This window comes from Bacillus sp. DJP31 (genome assembly GCF_049310945.1).
In the GTDB taxonomy this organism is placed as follows: domain Bacteria; phylum Bacillota; class Bacilli; order Bacillales; family SA4; genus Bacillus_BS.
Map to the genome: position 1 here is coordinate 1 of NZ_JBMERO010000030.1, position 18575 is coordinate 18575.

Below are 18575 nucleotides of genomic sequence, written 5' to 3' on the forward strand. Positions count from 1 at the left end.
ATAACAGCCCGTTAAGATCGAACGATCTTTGCGTGTAGCCTTTTTTTCAAAAGTCATGTCTTTTACTTTTTCTTCTTTTTCATCTAATTCCAACTGAATTTCATAGTAACGAGCAATCGTTGGATACCGTTCGCTAATTCTTCCAACACGTTCGCCCACCTTTACAACTAACTGGATATTACCTTTTTCAACGGAGGTTTTCAGTTTGTTTAGGTCGTATAGAAATCGGGTTTCTTTTAGGGCATCCATTGCGTCCTCTTTTTTCTCGCGGCCTTCACTAAGACAGAGAACACGACTTCCTTTTTCAATTGGAAGCTTTTTTACAAATACTGATTCGGATACTGTTTCTTCTGTTGAACTGCTCTGTTTCCCTGCTTTTGCAGGAGAAATTCTTTCAAACGATTCCTTTGCATCCTTAAATTCATCGATGTAATCCTTTTCCACAGCTCTTCGCTCAACTACGATGTACGGATAATCTAATTCCTTTATAAGTGCCAGATTATCTTTTGTAGCGATGCCACGATCCATAACAATCATCGGTCGCTTATCCCATAATTCAAGCGGTACATCAGTTTGTAGACAGGTCAGTATATCTTTCAGTGTTTCCGGTTCAGATTGATTTCCTCCATAGATTTGGCTGAAGATTGGAAATCCAGCATCATCGACAACGAGGGCTAGCGTAACTAGTGGGCAGTCAGATCGCTTTTCTTTCGATTTTCCTCGTTTTGCCAGCTCGTTATTTTGCGCACCGCCTTCGAAATAGGTATTGGTCAAGTCATACAAATAGACCTGACTTTCGCGTGGAAACAAGGTCATTTCCTTGGCGCGAAGCCCACTTTCCAGTTCCTTTTTGTTCGCCAGCAATTGATCCGCTATTTCGTATATCGCATTTTTCCCTATCTCTGAAAGATTAACAGGAAGTAACTCAACTAATGCGGTACGCTCCCGTAACCAACGCCATGATGCCAGGTCACTGGAAGGGGCAACCAAACGGCCGACAACGATTGCTTCAGCAAGCGCTTGTTGGGTAGGGTTAAAACCGCAAGCAGCTAATAGCTCATTTAACTCTAAACGCTCCCACATCGTATGACCCACTAATTCAGGACCAAGAGAACGCGTCTCTGCCGTAGCGATTGAATCTAAGTCAACAGATACAAAGTTTCCCTTTTCTTGACGTTCTTCTTTTGCCTGCGTCTTTTTCTGGGTAAAAGAAAAATGAGTCATCGCCTTTTCAGTAGCTTCAGCAATTTCATGTTCATCTTCAAACAGCGTAATTTGACCAGCTATGCGGCCTTCCAAGGCGGAAGCTAATTTTTTCCACTCAGATTTTGGAAGGGTGAGCGTTCCTAATTGCATCACAACCCGTTGCCTTGGTCCTTTTTCTGTTCGATAGGATTCAACCAACACATGTTTCACATATTCTTTTTGTGTATCTCTATTTTTAGTAGTCGTTTCTCTTATATACATAATTGAATTATAACTTATCGAAACCGGATAATCAACTGAAATCATCTACAAGTAAGTATTAGGTCACTACATTGAGCATCTTGGAAGGGAAACGTTGATAAATCAACGTTTCGATACATAAAAAATCAGTTTTTGATGTGTTTTTATCGAAAACTGATGAAAGTTGGGTTAAACCGACTTCTTGCCGTCGTTGTCACATTCTTATTTCTTAACAACGATGATTTTTGGATATACCGAGGTGGTTGGTCATTTCATTAATCATGTCATTCTTCTTATTTTTATTATTGAAGGCATTTCATTTTACCGTCTCTCTAGTTGCACCAAATAAACACCCAATATCAGAGTTGTAAACTTCTCCGTGATCTTGATGTGCGTTTCTAGGACACTGAACCCCTGTACTAACTAAATTTCCAACTCTTTTTCATCCGACACAAATCTCATTTCAAAATTAATCTGGCCTCATTCTCCACTAAATTCTTAACCATGGAAAACTTATTATCCCAGAACTGCTCGTACAACGAGATGTATTGTTTTTACTATCTATAAAAGTATTTGTTCATTATCATACCTATTAACAAAATTACTAGCCCTAGCAAAAAGACATAAATATATTTTTCATGAAATAGGTCAATAGACATACTAACATTACTAAAAATAGAAACTTTTGAAACGAAGGAACTATTTAAATATGTAACTAAAAAATTATACACCATTATGAACATAAATGTAATTGCACTAGACTTAGTTAGATATATCAAACAATAAGCTAAGCTTGAATAAAAGAAGCATTGTATCATGACTCGAAGCAACTCAAAAATCATATCATCAAGAAAAAAAGAAAAGAGGATAAATAACGGCGTTATCTTTAAAGAATAGATGATGAACACTATTAATATATCTAATAGTTTCGTTCTCTTTAAATCTTCATAAACATAAAGAACTTCATTACCTTCTCCCTCAATATACTCCCGTAGAATAAAGATAATCCACCAGACAGAAAAAAGTGGGAGTATTTTTTGTGTAGTTTCTACAACTCTTAAATGAAGAATGTCACCAACACCTGTAATGGCTATTTCAGAAAAAAATAGTGCAGGTATAACAAGGTACATAAAAAAAATAGGAATAAAATAGTAGATCTTTAAATTTCTTAGAGAAAGATAAGTCATCACCAAGTGTGTTTTTATAACCACTTTAACGCCCATAAATAACCGTCCTCAATTGTTGAAGTGACAGCTTGCCTATTTTTTTGTGGCTGTTCTGTTAATATCCTTAGATATTGATTATTTTCTTTTTCTATCTGTTTTTCTAAATAATACTCTCCTTGAATTGTTGATTGCTCTTCAGGTAAAATCTCATATACCTTATTCATTGCAATATTTCTAATCTTATTTCCATCACCACTAGTAATAATCTTACCTTCTTTCATAATAATAATCTTATCACAAATGGCTTCCACGTCTTCTACAATATGAGTTGATATTATAGTAACTCTCTCTTTAGAATTCGAGGTAATTAGACTCTTAAACCTCATTCGCTCCTCAGGGTCTAATCCAGCTGTTGGCTCATCGAAAATTAGAACATTGGGGTTGTTTAGCATTGCCTGTGCAATACCAAGCCTCCTGATCATCCCTCCAGAAAGACTCTTCACCTTATCATTAATACGGTCTGATAAGTTTACACGTCCTACGCTTTCCTCTATCATATCTGCCCGTTTATCTTTTTCAATGTTTTTAATGGCAGCAAAATATTCCATGACTTCTCTAACATTCAATTCCTTAAATAAATCAAATTTTTGAGACAAATATCCTAACGAACCAATATAACTCTTATTATCAATAATATTCTTCTCCGAGTAGGTTATCTCACCCTGCTTATACTTGTACAGATTGGTTAAGCATCTCATAAATGTTGTCTTACCGGCTCCGTTGGGACCCAGTATCCCATAAACTCCTGGGGTGAAAGAATAATTTATAGAATTTAACACCTTTTTCTTCTTAATCGTTTTAGTCAGATTATTTATTTCTAGCAAGACCTATCACTCCTTAACCTGCACTTGACAAAATATTGTCATCCACTGAATCTAGATAATGCTGTTAATATTATTCCTACTGTTCATTCATTCTCATTCTTTCCAATATCCAAGATGGTGAATAAAAATCTTCTAGAATAATATGATCTGAGTATTTGACAAACTTTTCACTCTCACTATGGATGTTTATTGGTGGTGTAGCAATAAGCTTTATTCCCTCTTTTGAGCCATCTTGTTTATTATACTTGTCAATATATTCTCTAAAATCTTTTTCTAATTCAGGCAACCAAGAGATGTCTGAGGGGTCAAGTAAAAAATCATAAACTTTAAAACTGGAAATATCTCTTTCTTGGACAAATCCTCCAATTAAAGTTACTCCTTCTGACTTCCCTCTAAATATGTTTTTTTCAAATTCGTCAAAATTTGAGAACACAGGAACATTAGAATTAACTGTCACTTCAAAATCAGCAAGACTATTCGTTTTATTTGTTATAAAACCATGAGTATTAATATCATAAACTTTATTATATCCACCCTTAGGATAATAGGGGAAATAGGCCGGAAGAAATACCCCTTGATGATTGCTATAGAATATAGGACTAAATCCTTGGTATACAATAACCAAATCGACAACATTTTTTTTATTGGGATTCAGGATTTCTAGATAATCACCCTTTTGAATAAAATCTAATTCTTCATCTAAATCATTATAAACTTTAGATACTTCATAGCCTCTATACAAAGTAAATTTGTATGAATCTAATATTTTATCTGTTCTTAATTTAATTTCAGCAGTTGCTGAAAGAGCTTTTTTAATATCTACTTTCAATTTATATGATTCTATACTGAACATTGCTGGCTCTTCCTTTTGTTCAGCCTCAGAATAATATTTAATATCATGTGAAACTAAACCATCAGGTCTATAATCCTTTATTACAGTACTTCCTGGGTTGAGGAAAAGTATTAAGTTCAAGATTGTAATACTTAATGCGCATAAAGAAAGTAACCTTGCCACATAATTTCTCTTTGAGATAATAGAGTTTATAAGGAACATGAATAATAAGAAAAGCCAAAATAAAGCAATATTCCATCGATATGATTCTATTGATATGCCATATAAATTATCCTCTTGCCAGTTGAGGTTTGGAGGTGTAATGGCAAAAAAGTCTGTAAAAGGGTAAGAATTAATATTTATATAGCGTAATGGAAATAAAATAAATTCTACTAATGGACTAACAAAAAAGATAATTAATGCCATCAATGTAAAAGCGGGAAACCTCCTGAGTACTAATGCAATGGTAAAACCGATTAGGGTGGCTATTAAGGAAACCAATAATATGTTTAACAAATTATTCTTCACGATATGAAGAAAATATATGTCAAAGTTAACTTGTTCTTTAAAGTAGACGTATATATCAAAGAGAGTCACACTAAGAAATACAAGAAAAATTGGTAGTAAGAAAAAGAGAAATTGATATAGGTAGGCTTTCGCTTTACCAATATAATAACTACCAATTACTTCTTCTAAATTTACACTCTTTAATTTGCTGAAGTATTCATAGGAAACAAACATAAAAAAGATAAAAAATGTCAAACTTAAGCTTTGAGACTTTACCAAAAAATATAATGGGTCACCATGAATATTTAAATTTGATAACTCCATTATTAGATATCCACAGACGAATAATAACAAGACTATGTAAGACCAGAAAATAAAAATATTTTTAATGAATAACCTACCAGATAGCATCAATAATTTCATACTTTAGCACCACCAATATTTTTAAGGAAGGAGTGTCAATGCACTCCTTCCTACTAAAATCTAGTTATCTCTAATCCAACCATCTGCTCTACTTCCAGTATAATCCCATCCCCAAGGATTTAACTCTATTCTCCAATTCGAGGATACAGTAAAATTATTAGTTCCTGTTAAGGTTTGCCCTTTTAAAACCAAGGTTGATTGTCTTTGAGCCCAACCCTTACCAGGTTCTGAATAGTGTCTATTTGAATAAACATCATGATCAGAATGAGAATAGTTCTGTGTTGACCATGTTGCATTTTTAGTTAACCCTACAGCATTACTATACTTGTTTTTTTCATTTTCATAAAGGCTAACATAGGTTGTTGCAGCAGATGTATTGCTTGAAAGCACAACCAGTAATATGAATGTTAGAAATACAACTCCCAAACCCTTTTTGGCTCTTTTCATAATCTCATCTCCCCGCTTAGGTTAGTTTAAATCTTGTTTTTAATTGGTAGATTATATTCTACCTAGTTTTAAGAGTATATTTATCTGCTTATAACCACAAGGAAAAATATGTCGAATTAAGTAAAATTTTTGTAAATATTTTAAAAAATGAGAATTTATTTTATAAACTTGACTCATGCACTTCAGCCAGATCTATAGAGAAGGGCAGACTTGTAGCTAGGGCAGCTTAAAAGTAAATTAAGCCGTAAGTTTTAGTTTCTTCAGCTCCTCACAAGCAATTTTTTAGGTAAAGCCTGTTCGTAAGTGTATACTGCAATTTTACTGAGATAATCTCTCCGTATCCTTCGGACAGCATCTCCAATCGTTAGCGGTATTTCTTTTTGCCATTCGTAATGTTGGTACTCTAAGAAGTCGTAGGTCAAAAACCCAATACACCAAAAACGCTCAATGCCCATTGCGAGAAAGCTCTACCACTAATTTATTATTATATCAAAAAGAAAATCCCCGCATCACACAGGGATCTACGCATACATCTTATTCTCTTCTTCCTTCTTAAAGAAGCTCTTCATTGCATGGAACACATCGGCTTTTTGCTTGAGGATATAGTGTCGGAACTTTTCATCATGGATGTTTTTGTACGCGGACATTAGGGTCGAGTGGCGATTGTATTGATTCACTTCACCGTATCCAAACATATTGGATACTTTCATTAATTCTTCCACTAGCTTGACGCAGCGTGCGTTGTCAGAGGTTAAATTATCTCCATCTGAAAAATGAAACTTTAGTCTAGTAACTTTACGGGCACTAGATAGACTCCTTATTCGTTAGCCTAATAAGATAAGTAGTACTGTGATTGAAACAATACTTATTAATGTTGTAATTAACGTAATACTTGATACAAGATTAGGTTCTGTCTCATACTGAACTGCATACATAACTGTTGTGGCAGCAGATGGCATTGCAGCTGAAAGAATAAGTACCTTTTGAAGAATTGGATCCATGGGAATGAACCATAGTATTCCTAAAGCAATTAGTGGAGATAGAAGTAATCTTACGACCACTCCAAATGAAATTTTATCCCACTGCATATTAAATAATTTTATTTCAGCAAGCTGCATTCCTAATATCACCATCACGAGTGGAATGGTAGCGGCTGCAAGTAAATCAATGACGGATAAAATATTATAGGCAACTTTCACCTCACCGAGATTCAACAAAAGTGCTAGGATGACTGCATATGTCGCCGGCATTTCAAAGACAGCTTTTATAGCAAACTTTGCACCCGCTTTTCCCCTTGCAGCATAATAAATTCCAAAGAAATTCATGATTATTGCTTGTAAAACTAGAAAGGATACAGCATAAGCAAATCCAACCTCACCATAGGCAAATAGAACAATTGGAGCACCATAATTACCAGCATTCATGAATGCAGTAGACAGAATAAGTCCACCTTCTACTGATTGGCTATAACCTCGGATTTTACAATAAAGCTTATTAATTATGATTAAAGCAGCTAACAGCAAAACAGAAAACAAGACCATAATGGCATACTGTTTATTTAGTTCGGCACGATAAAAGGTTTGAAAAACGAGCATCGGTGTTAAAATATAAATGGCAACAGTTGAAATTGGCTTAATATCAAGCCTTTTCCACTTTTGAATAACATATCCTGTTAGGAAAATATGTAAAACTGGCAAAACTACTCCAATAAAAATTGTCATATCTTTTTACCACTCAATCAATGGTACCATCTTGATGACGCCATACCTGGTTTTTCCAATTGTGTCCAATCTTTGCTTGTTCCCTTACAAACTCTTCATTTATTGAGATACCGAGACCTGGTTTATGTAACATATCTACATACCCATTTTTATATTCGAATACCTTTGGGTCATTTAAATAATCTAACAAATCACTGCCTTGATTTTTTTTGTATGAGTCTACATATTTAAGTTCTTCTGTTCCATTCATCTTGACAGCTGTAAAACCATCCTCCACAGCGTCTCGAGCAGCCTTCCCAACATCACTCGGTCTGTCGCCACCAATCCATGAGTAAACACGGACAGAATCACGACAGACTCCTCCCATTAATTCATAGACGGGAGCATCATAAAATTTTCCTTTTATATCCCATAATGCTTGGTCAATGCCTGCAATATCGCTCATTAAAGTTGGACCGCCACGGTAAAAACCAGAACGGTACATTGTTTGCCAATGATCTTCAATACGGAGTGGATCACTACCAATTAAGTAATCGCTGAGTTCCTCCACTGCCGCCTTTACGGTTGAGGCACGACCTTCTATAACAGGTTCCCCCCACCCTTCAATTCCTTCGTCTGTCACAATCTTTAAAAACAACCAACGTGGCGGAACAATGAATGTTTCTATTTTTGTGATTTTCATTTATGTAACCCCCATTGTATTAGACTAATTTCTACCGCTTCTAGCTCGTTGTATTTTTTCGATAAGACGGAGGTTTGGATCAAATACAATTGTCATGCTATTTCGTTTAGCAATGTTAATGGCTTCTAAGCTTCTAATACCGCCTTATAACATGTATCACTTAAAGCAGGAGTAATTCCCGTTATATGAAGAATCTTCGCTTGCGCTATGTAAGGTTCGTTTAAATCACTTGGTTCAATCAGACTAGCAGCAGAATCCTTTCGATAATAGTAAACATTAATATCTTCTGGAGAGCGCTTTTCTTTAAAAAAGATACCAGTTGGTGCTTTATCTGTAAAAAAACAGGAAGATGTATCGACACCTTCCACGCGTACCTATTTTTGAATGTAACGACCAAAAAGATCGTTTACAAGCTTGCTGAACCAACCTACAGAATGACCTAGTCTTGTTAACCCTATTGCAACGTCCGATTCGGCTCCACCAATTTGTTTAGGTAATTGGTGGACATATTCAAGTGGTAGCATTTGTTCCTGGTTGGAACAGGTCCATCGTTTCGCCAAAAGTAAACACGTCTAATTTATTCATGTTAAACAAACACCCTTCTCTCTATTCTTTTGGTGATTATTGCCCTAACCCTACTAAGAATAGCGAGAGTTGTGGAATAAACGTGAGAAACAATAGTGTGATTAGCATTGCAAAGAAGAACGGTATGACTGCACGTGATATAGCTTCAATTGACAGACCCGATATACCTGATGCAACAAATAAATTTACTCCGAGAGGTGGTGTAATAAACCCGATCGCTAGGTTTACAACCATTAGAATTCCAAAATGTATCGGATCGTATCCAATTTGAATTGCAATCGGCAATAGAATTGGAGTTAAAATAATTATGGCAGCTAACGTATCCATGAACGTTCCAACAATTAGAAGTAATAAAGTGATAAGCAAGATTAATATTAGAGGTTCGCTTGAAATGGACAGCATTCCTTGCGCAACCTTTGTTGGAATCTGTTCAATTGTTAAGAATCGCCCAAACGCCGTAGCCGTTCCGACTATAATCAATACAGTAGCCGTAGTTAAAGACGAGTCAACCAATATTTTAGGGAGATCTTTTATGCCAATTTCACGATATAAAACTAAACTCGCAAATAGTCCATATACCACTGCAATTACAGCAGCCTCAGTCGGAGTAAAGAACCCTCCATATATACCGCCTAGAATAATGATTGGAATCAGTAGGGCCCATTTCGCTTCCCAGACGTTTTTCCAAATGTTAGCTAAAGTAGTAGGCTCATTTGATCCCTTATAGCCCATTTTCCTCGAATAGTAGTATGCCCAAATCATCATAGAAAGCCCTACTAAAGTTCCTGGAACAATACCTGCAATAAATAAATCTCCAATTGAAGTACTACCAACAACTCCATATATAACCATTGGAATACTTGGTGGAATGATAACCCCTATTGAACCGGCAGCTGCAACTACAGCTGTCGCGAACTTCTTATCATATCCATTCCGAACCATTGCAGGAATCATGATGCCTCCAATAGCCGCAACAGTTGCAGGTCCTGAGCCAGATATCGCCGCAAAGAACATACATGTAATGATCGTTGCGATAGCAAAACCACCTGTTTTATTTCCAACAATAGCATTTGCTACTTTAAACAATCTTTCCGATATTCCGCCTTTACCCATTATTTCTCCTGCTAGGATAAAGAATGGAACCGCCATTAAAGGAAACGAGTCAACAGACGTAACTAACTCCTTCATTAAGAACTCTATCGGCAGACTTCCTGAATAATAAATGGTAATGAGTGTCGCTAATCCGAGTGAAATTCCAATTGGAACAGTTAAAAATAATAATATGGCAAAACTACCAAATAACACGGCAGCAGTCATGTTATAAACCTCCTCTATTATTCAAGGACATTATCCTGAACTCTTTTTTCTTCTGATTGATCTGTAAACTTTTCCTTACCTAGTAAAGCCCTAATATTTTTCACGAGATTTTGGATAAGTCGAATAAGCGTCAAGCTAATTCCAATTGGTGTTGCCATATAGACGATCCCCATAGGAATGTGTAAGGCAGGAGACGTTTGGCCAAAGGATAAAAGTTTTAATGAAATATCAAACCCATATCTAATGACAAATAAGGCAAATATGATAAAGAGCACATTTGAAACAATTGTTAAGATATTCTGCCCTTTTTCTTTTAGAAGTAGTAAAACGACATCTACCTTTATATGTCGTTGTTTCTTCACACCATAGCTAATCCCTATATATACCATCCATATAAAACAGTACCTGGCTAATTCCTCAGACCATGATAATGAACTATCTAATAGCCTCATTATTACTTGTACAAAAATAACGGAAACCATAACCGAAGAAAAGAGAACTAATAATGCCTCTTCTACATGTCGATCAAGCCATCGAATAATTTTCATTTTGATCTCCTCTTTACTAAATAAATTTAATCTAGCGCACTTTTATATCATTAAAACAACAATTTAGCTAAAAAAAGACTTTGAGAAATTCTCACTCCCAAAGTCTTTTAAATTAGCCTTTACTTAGATGCTTCTTCAATCGCACTGTATACTTCGTCTACAATGTCTTTTCCGATTTTTTCAGCATACTTATCAATTGTTGGTTGTACAAGCTCTTTCATTTCAGCATACTGTTCAGGTTGGATTTCTGTGTATGTTACACCTTCAGCTTGTAAATCCGTTAAATATTTAACGTTAGCTTCACGATTCAATTTTCGCTCATAAAGACCGGCTTCAACTGCAGCCTCTTTTACAATCACTTGTTGCTCTTCAGTTAACCCATCATAGAACTCTTTACTCATTAAGAATACAAACGGGCTGTAAATATGATTTGTATTAGAAACGTGTTTTTGTACTTCAGAAAATTTTGATAAATAGATCGTTGCAAATGGATTTTCTTGTCCATCAACAGTTCCTTGCTGCAAAGCAGTAAATAATTCCGTGAATGCCATTGGAGTTGGATTGGCTCCTAGTGCACGAAACGCTTCTAAGTGAAGGTCATTTTCCATTGTACGAAGCTTTAAACCTTTAAAATCTGCAGCAGACGCAATGGCTTGCTTACTGTTTGATACTTGTCGGAATCCATTTTCCCAATAAGTTAAACCAACTAAGTTTTGTGAATCTAACATGGCTAAGAATTTTTGTCCTACTTCGCCATCTAATACCTTGTCCGCAACTTCTTCACTTGGGAATAAGAACGGGAAGTCAAATACGCTGAACTCAGGAACAAAGTTAGCTAGAGGTGCTGTAGAAGGGATCGTAACCTCTTGAGAGCCTAATTGCAGTGCCTCCGTCATAGTACGGTCGTCACCAAGCTGTCCACTGTGGTAAGTTTCAACAATAATTTGTCCCTCGGTCTTTTCTTCAACAATCTCTTTGAACTTTACAAGACCTAAATACTGTGGATGCTGATCATTTAATCCAATACCTGCGCGAATTGTTTTTACTTCGACAGTGTCAGCGCTATCTCCATCACCACTTGTTCCCTCTTTTACTTCGTTGTTGTTACCACCACAAGCTGCAAGAGCAAGAAGCATAAACACTGCTAAAAAAATACCTAAAAACTTTTTCATCATTGTATCCCCCTAAATTAATTTTTATATTTTATTTCTTTACTACCTCATGACCACCAAACTCATTTCGTAACGCTGAAACGACTTTACCAGTGAAAGTATCATCCTCTAATGAACGATATCTCATTAATAACGACATCGTTATTACTGGAGCAGCTACTTGTAAATCTAGGGCAGTTTCAACTGTCCATTTTCCTTCTCCAGAAGAATTCATTATGCCTCTAATCATTTCAAGCTTAGGATCCTTTGAAAAGGTATTCTCTGATAACTCCATTAACCAGGAACGAATAACCGATCCGTTATTCCAAACCTTAGATACTCCTTCATAGTCGTAGTCAAATTCACTTTTATCAAGAATATCGAATCCTTCCGCAATAGACTGCATCATCCCGTATTCAATCCCATTGTGAATCATCTTTAGGTAATGACCACTTCCCAAATTCCCAGAGTAGAAGTAACCGTTTTCAACAGTGATATCATTAAAAAGCGGTTCGATTGTTTTAAAGACTTCTAGGTCTCCACCAATCATCGCACAGGCACCATGTCTTGCACCCTCTACACCACCACTTGTCCCACAATCGAAGAAATAAATCCCTTTTTCTAGAAGGTGTTTCCCATGACGGATAGAATCCTTATAATTAGAATTTCCACCATCAATTATAATATCCCCTGGATCTAAAAACGATTCAAAATTTAAGAGAACGCTTATAGTAATATCGCCAGCAGGGACCATTAACCATATTAGCCGAGGGGTCTCTAGTTGCTGAATTACATCTCCTAAGGTAAAAGCACCAATCGCAATGGATGCACATCATAAGTTCCTAAGAAGTGGTTTACTAACAAACTGCTATACTGATGCCCATTTGCAAATCATGAGTGCCTCTCAACTTACTAGTCAGGATGTTGTTGTTTTGATCTCTCATTCTGGTACGAGTAAAGATATTCTTGAAGCCCTACAAGTTGCTAAAGATTGCGGCACCACTACAATTGGAATCACTCATTTTGCTAAGACACCATTAAGTAAAAAGGTAGATATACCGTTACTTACAGTCTCTCAAGAGACAGAATTTAGATCTGAAGCATTAGCTTCTCGTCTCGCCCAATTAAGTATAATTGACGCATTATATGTTAATGTAAGCGTCAAACTAAAAGATCAAACTAAAAATTCCATACAAAAAATGAGAAATGCAATTTCTATTAAACGCATTTAATAAAGTAAGAAGGTGTTGTTCATGAATAAATCTATCGTTATAGGACTTGATATTGGGACAACTAGTGTTAAGGCAGTTGCTTTTAATAAAAGTGGACATGTACTTGTTGAAAAGGAAATAGAGTATCCGTTATACACCCCACATCCTAGCTGGGCTGAACAAGATCCTTTGGAAATAGAAAATGCAACCATAAACGTTATTCGCCATCTAATTGAATCAAGAAATATAGACCCTACAACGATCCTTGCATTTGGATTATCTAGTGCCATGCATTCACTTATTTGCATGAACAATGAAGGTGACCCCCTCTCCCCTTCTATTACTTGGGCTGACGGTCGAGCCAATAAACAAGCAATTCAACTAAAAGAGCATGGATCACATCTTTATCAACGCACAGGAACACCAATCCATCCTATGTCACCGCTAGTTAAACTCCTATGGATGAGGGAAAATAAGTATCAGCCTTATACAATGGCGACAAAGTTTGTTTCGATAAAAGAATTTATTCTCTATCGATGGTTTGGAAGTACCGTTGTTGATTATGCTGTTGCATCCGCAACCGGCTTGTTTGACTTGCACTCACTAAAATGGAATCAGGATGCTCTTAAAGCTGCAGGTATTCATGAGGAGCAACTCTTTACTCCAGTCCCACCTTCAGAAGTTATTAATGGCTTGAATAAAGAAATTGCTCAAAAAATCGGGATTCCAACAAATATCCCATTCGTCATCGGTGCCAGTGATGGACCACTTGCGAACTTAGGTATAGGGGCCATCGACCCAGGTGAAGTTGCGATTACAATCGGGACTAGCGGAGCAATCAGACAAATAATTTCGGAACCAAAAACGGATATTCTTCAACAAACATTTTGCTATGCATTAACTGATTCCCTTGCTTTGATAGGTGGTCCAACGAATAACGGAGGCATTGTTTTAAGCTGGCTAAGAGAAATACTCGGTAGTAATGAAAGCTATGAATCACTACTGAACCAAGCCCAAAATGTCGCTCCTGGTGCAGAAGGTTTATTGTTCTTACCTTATTTAAATGGTGAGAGAGCTCCAATGTGGAACTCAAAAGTAAGAGGAACTCTATTTGGCCTCTCACTAAGGCACGGTAAGGACCATATTGTTCGTGCAGGACTAGAAGGAGTCATTTTTAGCATTTATCATGTGGGACAGGCATTAGAGCGACTTGCTGGTGAACCAACTAAAATTTTGGCGAGTGGTGGTTTTGCACGCTCTCCCCTTTGGCTCCAAATTCTCTCTGACGTTTTCAATCAAGAGGTACATGTTCCTATCAGTCATCAAAGCTCGGCCTGGGGAGCAGCATGGATGGCTTTATATGGAATTGGCGAGGTACGTGATTTGTCATCGATAAAAGAGCACATACCCATGAATGGATCCTATTCACCGAACATTGAAAATCATAAAGTGTATAAGGAAATGTTTCAGATGTATAAGAATCTTTCCAAAGTAACAGACGATTTATTTACTTAAAAAAGATGCTAATGAAACATTTGTTTTCCTAAAGTGAGAAACAAAATAAAACAATTTTTTTTAGGAGTGTTATTTATATGAAAAATCTCTTTAGCGTAAAGGATAAAGTAATATTAATAACTGGTTCCACAAGAGGAATAGGACTTAGCTTTGCCCAAGGACTAGCTGAAGCTGGGGCAAAGGTTGTTATTAATGGAAGATATCCATTAAAAGTAAATCAAGTCGTTCAACAACTAAACCATAATGTTACGGGTTTTGCATTTGATGTATGCGATAAGGTGGCTGTAGCAGAAGGTATTAAACAAATTGAAGAGGTAGTTGGACCTATTGAAGTCCTGATTAACAATGCTGGAATTCAAAGACGCGCTCCACTTGAAGAGCTATCTGTCGAGGATTGGAATACAGTTATAGAAGTGAATTTAAACTCTGTTTTCTATGTTTCTCAAAGTGTTTTTAAATATATGAAGCCTCGTTTAAAGGGTAAGATCATCAATATTACCTCTCTAAATGCTGAAGCTGCCCGCCCTAGTATAGGAAATTACTGTGCATCAAAAGGTGGATTAAAAATGTTAACAAAATCAATGGCAACTGAGTGGGGTAAATATAATATCCAAACAAACGCAATTGGACCCGGATATTTTTTAACAGATTTAACACAACAGCTTGCTGACGACCCCGAATTTGATAAATGGGTAAAAAGTGAAGTGCCACTACAAAAGTGGGGAAAACCAGAAGAACTGATTGGAACAGCTATTTACCTTGCATCGGATGCCTCTAATTATGTAAATGGACACACCGTTTATGTGGATGGCGGTTGGCAGGCATCGTTATAATGACTGGTATTTTTATTCGTCACGCCAATGAGAATGACCTACTTAGCATCCTTTCAATATATAACCAAGGAATTGAAGATCGGATCGCAACCCTAGAAACTGAGATAAAAGATATTGACTATATGAGGATGTTCAAAAAGTCCGGCAAAAATAGCTTCGAATTTCTTCGTCAGCTCGTCTTTCCGCTCCTCACGTATACAAAACATACGCTCCGGTGCTCAAGACTTCGCTTCCTTGAACTTCTTTGCTCTTTTTGTCCTCCTTTTTGAACAGGCTCTATATCAATCAATGGTTTCAAAATCATGGAGGAAGGTTTCCAGTTTTAGTTGCAGAGTTGAACGGAAACCTGTTAGGATGGGGTTCTTTAAATCAGTTTAATCCTAGGAAGGCCTACAATGGGGTAGCTGACTTATCCGTATACATAAAAAGAGAATTCAGAGGCAAAGATATAGGGAAATCTTTATTAAAAGAATTAGAGATCCTAGCAATTCAGCACGGATTTTACAAGATCGTGCTATCTACTTTTCCATTTAATCGCTTAGGTCAAAGCCTCTATGAGAGAGTGGGTTACCGTGTAGTCGGTACTTATAAAAATCAGGGTATCCTTGATGGGGAATTTGTAGATGTAATGATTATGGAGAAATTCTTAGTGAAAAAAATAAACAATTGAGAAATTTAAAGAGAATATAGATAAAACCTCGGAAAGGAAGTTATAGGAATGGCGATACGCCTATTTAAAATCATGATGACTTGTGTTTTAATAATTATCCCTACTTTTACTTTTGCACATGTAAAATGGTTTACCAATGAGCAACCTGTGAAGGAATCCATTGAGAATATTTTATCACCATTTTTTATCATCCTAAGTATATTCATTGCGATTATTCTGGCTTTATTAGCACAACTACTTCCTAGGATTACCGAAACAGTTCTCTCAAAAAAAATTGATCAAAAACTAGGTAAATATCGACGATACTCCAAGTACATTTTAAAATATGGCACAGCCTTAGCCCTACTACTCCAGATAACTAATGGGTCTATTTTTGCTCCTGAGTTTAAAGTAACTTCAACATTTGAGATGATTTGGATTATCCTATCAATGATTTTACTAGTAATCCCACACCATATCTCAACAAAATTAGGTGCTGGATCTCTATTAGGACTCTTTATTTATGTAACAAATGAGGTGGGCATATTTCATATGCTCGACTACGGCTTTTACCTCTCCATCATTGGTGTCTTACTAATACAAAAAACAACGTTAGAAGACTGGGGATTCCCATTCCTATATTTAGGAACTGGACTTTCTTTATGTTGGGTGGCCGTAGAAAAATGGGTGTATCCAGAATTAACAATTAACATTATTCAGCAACATGGGGTTCCTACATTTGGATTTCCAAATGAAATTTTTATTGTCATAGCTGCATTTATAGAATTCATTGTTGGATATCTATTAGTAGTTGGGATACTGAACCGACTATTAGCTGTAGTCGTCTCATGTTTATTTATCCTAACCACGATGATTTTTGGATACACCGAGGTGGTTGGACACTTCATTATTCATATCATTCTACTGATTTTTATCATAGAGGGAGTTTCCTTTTATGACCCTCCTATTAGTATCCATAAAACTAAGATCGATCAAATGGTGTTTGTATTTTTAAATTTCCTCCTAACACTTGCTACTTTCTTGTTGATTTATTATCGATTTGCTTAAAAATGCCAACCAGATTGTTTTTCTGGTTGTTTTTTTATTTTAGAGTGTTTTGTTTTAACATACTCTTGTTATACAAGAGTATCTTCTACTATTCAATCATAAAATGCAAAAACCCTGCTATCAGCAGGGATTTCACGCATACATCTTATTCTCTTCTTCCTTCTTAAAGAAGCTCTTCATTGCATGGAACACATCGGCTTTTTGCTTGAGGATATAATGTCGGAACTTCGCATCATGGATGTTTTTGTACGCGGACATGAGGGTCGAGTGGCGGTTGTACTGATTCACTTCACCGTATCCAAACATATTGGATACTTTCATTAATTCTTCCACTAGCTTGACGCAGCGTGCGTTGTCCGAGGTTAAATTATCTCCATCTGAAAAATGAAACGGATAAATGTTATAACGCGTTGGATTGTATTTTAAATCGATAAGTTCTAATGATTTTTTGTAGGCTGATGAACAAATCGTCCCTCCACTTTCACCTTTCGAAAAGAAATCTTCTTCTGGGACTACTTTTGCTTCTGTATGGTGCGCAATAAATTCAATTTCTACAGATTCATACTTTGTTCGAAGGAAACGAGTCATCCAAAAGAAAAAGCTCCGAGCCATATACTTCTCCCAGATCCCCATTGAGCCACTTGTGTCCATCATCGCAAGTACAACAGCCTTTGAATCTGGTTTCACTATTTCATTCCATGCTTTAAATTTTAGATCCTCTTGGTAAATAGGATGGAATCCAGCATCACCACGAAGGGCATTTCGTTTAAAGGCTGACATCATTGTCTTCTTTTTATCAATGTTACCCATAAGTCCAGTTTTTCGGATATCATTAAATTCGATTTGGTGGATAATCGTATCATCCCGCTCTTTTTTCTTTAAATTTGGCAGTGCTAGCTCATTAAATAATGCCTGCTCAAGCTCCATGAGTGAAACTTCTGCTTCATAATAGTCCTCACCAGCTTGATCCCCTGCCCCCTGACCTTTACCTGCACCTGGTTTAGGCTGCTGCTGCCCAGAACCATCTCTTGCCACTACATCTCCAATTTCGCTTTCGCCATTTCCTTGCCCTACATGCTTATTTTTATCATAGTTATATCGAATTTTGTACTCATCTAGGGAACGAATCGGAATTTTTATTACATCTTTACCATTCGACATGATAATACTTTCTTCTGTCACTAGATCAGGTAAGTTATTTTTTATTGCCTCTTGTACTTTTTCCTTATGCCTCTGCTGGTCGTCGTGTCCTTTTCGATGGAGGGACCAATCTTCTTTTGAAATCACAAAGGTATTCTTATCACTTGGTTGACTTGGTTGACTTGGTTGCATTGCTTCCCCTCCTAACTTTTTTTGTTGAATTTGTCACCCTCATCATTTTCCTTGCATATGTTATCTCGGACGGTATTATTTGGGACATTATTTCATATGATGAAAGGTTGGTTATTACTCTATCCTATGCAGTTGCAACGAATAATTGACAAATAATTTAGAAAATTGTACTTTTCACATCAAAATAAGACAAGTTCTCGCATCTTTTCTAGATATTAACATTATTATATGATGCTATATGAAGGATAGAATGATTTT

At 36.3% G+C, this 18575-nt stretch carries 16 protein-coding genes and 4 pseudogenes; 6 read left to right on the forward strand and 14 right to left on the reverse strand.

Annotated elements, in window-relative coordinates; all coding sequences use genetic code 11:
- The 13 genes and pseudogenes from ACOI1C_RS19145 to gnd form a co-directional block, all read right to left on the reverse strand.
- On the reverse strand, positions 1-1512 hold a 1512-nt coding region (locus ACOI1C_RS19145; RefSeq protein ID WP_422512185.1), incomplete at its 3' end, for an IS1634 family transposase.
- 491 nt (positions 1513-2003) lie between these two features.
- Complete coding sequence (locus tag ACOI1C_RS19150; protein ID WP_422512186.1) at positions 2004-2669, reverse strand: hypothetical protein; 666 nt, start codon at positions 2667-2669, stop codon at positions 2004-2006.
- Entirely contained in the window at positions 2648-3496 is an 849-nt protein-coding gene (locus ACOI1C_RS19155; RefSeq protein WP_422512187.1) for an ATP-binding cassette domain-containing protein, read from the reverse strand. Before ACOI1C_RS19155 ends, ACOI1C_RS19150 begins: the two co-directional genes overlap by 22 nt.
- Positions 3497-3572: 76 nt before the next feature.
- Positions 3573-5159, reverse strand: a complete 1587-nt coding sequence (locus ACOI1C_RS19160; RefSeq protein ID WP_422512188.1) for a hypothetical protein — start codon at positions 5157-5159, stop codon at positions 3573-3575.
- Positions 5160-5318: 159 nt separating this feature from the next.
- The gene (locus ACOI1C_RS19165) at positions 5319-5705 is read right to left on the reverse strand and encodes a hypothetical protein (protein ID WP_422512189.1); all 387 of its coding nucleotides are present in this window, start codon (positions 5703-5705) and stop codon (positions 5319-5321) included.
- Between the two features lie 521 nt (positions 5706-6226).
- Positions 6227-6484 (reverse strand): annotated as a pseudogene (locus tag ACOI1C_RS19170) (DUF444 family protein); the annotation flags it as partial.
- A gap of 45 nt (positions 6485-6529) precedes the next feature.
- The gene (locus ACOI1C_RS19175) at positions 6530-7426 is read right to left on the reverse strand and encodes an AEC family transporter (protein ID WP_422512190.1); all 897 of its coding nucleotides are present in this window, start codon (positions 7424-7426) and stop codon (positions 6530-6532) included.
- A gap of 13 nt (positions 7427-7439) precedes the next feature.
- Positions 7440-8108, reverse strand: coding sequence for a hypothetical protein (locus ACOI1C_RS19180; RefSeq protein ID WP_422512191.1), 669 nt, complete (start codon positions 8106-8108; stop codon positions 7440-7442).
- A 63-nt stretch (positions 8109-8171) separates the two neighbouring features.
- Positions 8172-8693 (reverse strand): annotated as a pseudogene (locus ACOI1C_RS19185) (sugar kinase); the annotation flags it as partial.
- A gap of 36 nt (positions 8694-8729) precedes the next feature.
- The gene (locus tag ACOI1C_RS19190) at positions 8730-10010 is read right to left on the reverse strand and encodes a TRAP transporter large permease (protein WP_422512192.1); all 1281 of its coding nucleotides are present in this window, start codon (positions 10008-10010) and stop codon (positions 8730-8732) included.
- 17 nt (positions 10011-10027) lie between these two features.
- On the reverse strand, positions 10028-10558 hold the full coding sequence (locus ACOI1C_RS19195) for a TRAP transporter small permease (protein ID WP_422512193.1): 531 nt from the start codon (positions 10556-10558) through the stop codon (positions 10028-10030).
- 119 nt (positions 10559-10677) lie between these two features.
- Positions 10678-11730 carry a DctP family TRAP transporter solute-binding subunit gene (locus ACOI1C_RS19200; RefSeq protein ID WP_422512215.1) on the reverse strand — a complete coding sequence of 351 codons (1053 nt, stop codon included), beginning with the start codon at positions 11728-11730 and terminating at the stop codon, positions 10678-10680.
- A 31-nt stretch (positions 11731-11761) separates the two neighbouring features.
- A pseudogene (gnd, locus tag ACOI1C_RS19205) lies at positions 11762-12514 on the reverse strand (phosphogluconate dehydrogenase (NAD(+)-dependent, decarboxylating)); the annotation flags it as partial.
- A 16-nt stretch (positions 12515-12530) separates the two neighbouring features.
- On the opposite strand from gnd, the gene ACOI1C_RS19210 reads away from it, so the two are divergent.
- The 6 genes and pseudogenes from ACOI1C_RS19210 (at position 12531) to ACOI1C_RS19235 (ending at position 16985) form a co-directional block, all read left to right on the forward strand.
- Complete coding sequence (locus tag ACOI1C_RS19210) at positions 12531-12941, forward strand: MurR/RpiR family transcriptional regulator (protein ID WP_422512194.1); 411 nt, start codon at positions 12531-12533, stop codon at positions 12939-12941.
- Between the two features lie 21 nt (positions 12942-12962).
- Entirely contained in the window at positions 12963-14435 is a 1473-nt protein-coding gene (locus ACOI1C_RS19215; RefSeq protein WP_422512195.1) for a gluconokinase, read from the forward strand.
- 77 nt (positions 14436-14512) lie between these two features.
- Positions 14513-15268, forward strand: coding sequence for an SDR family oxidoreductase (locus ACOI1C_RS19220; protein WP_422512196.1), 756 nt, complete (start codon positions 14513-14515; stop codon positions 15266-15268).
- Positions 15268-15393, forward strand: a pseudogene (locus ACOI1C_RS19225) (GCN5 family acetyltransferase); the annotation flags it as partial. The gene ACOI1C_RS19220 and the pseudogene ACOI1C_RS19225, both read left to right, overlap by 1 nt.
- Positions 15394-15533: 140 nt before the next feature.
- Positions 15534-15938 (forward strand): GNAT family N-acetyltransferase, encoded by a 405-nt coding sequence (locus ACOI1C_RS19230; RefSeq protein ID WP_422512197.1) that lies wholly within the window; start codon positions 15534-15536, stop codon positions 15936-15938.
- Between the two features lie 48 nt (positions 15939-15986).
- On the forward strand, positions 15987-16985 hold the full coding sequence (locus ACOI1C_RS19235) for a DoxX family membrane protein (protein ID WP_422512198.1): 999 nt from the start codon (positions 15987-15989) through the stop codon (positions 16983-16985).
- 132 nt (positions 16986-17117) lie between these two features.
- Here ACOI1C_RS19235 and yhbH read toward each other — a convergent pair whose 3' ends face one another.
- Positions 17118-18317, reverse strand: a complete 1200-nt coding sequence (gene yhbH, locus ACOI1C_RS19240; protein ID WP_422512199.1) for a sporulation protein YhbH — start codon at positions 18315-18317, stop codon at positions 17118-17120.
- Between the last annotated feature and the right edge of the window lie 258 nt (positions 18318-18575).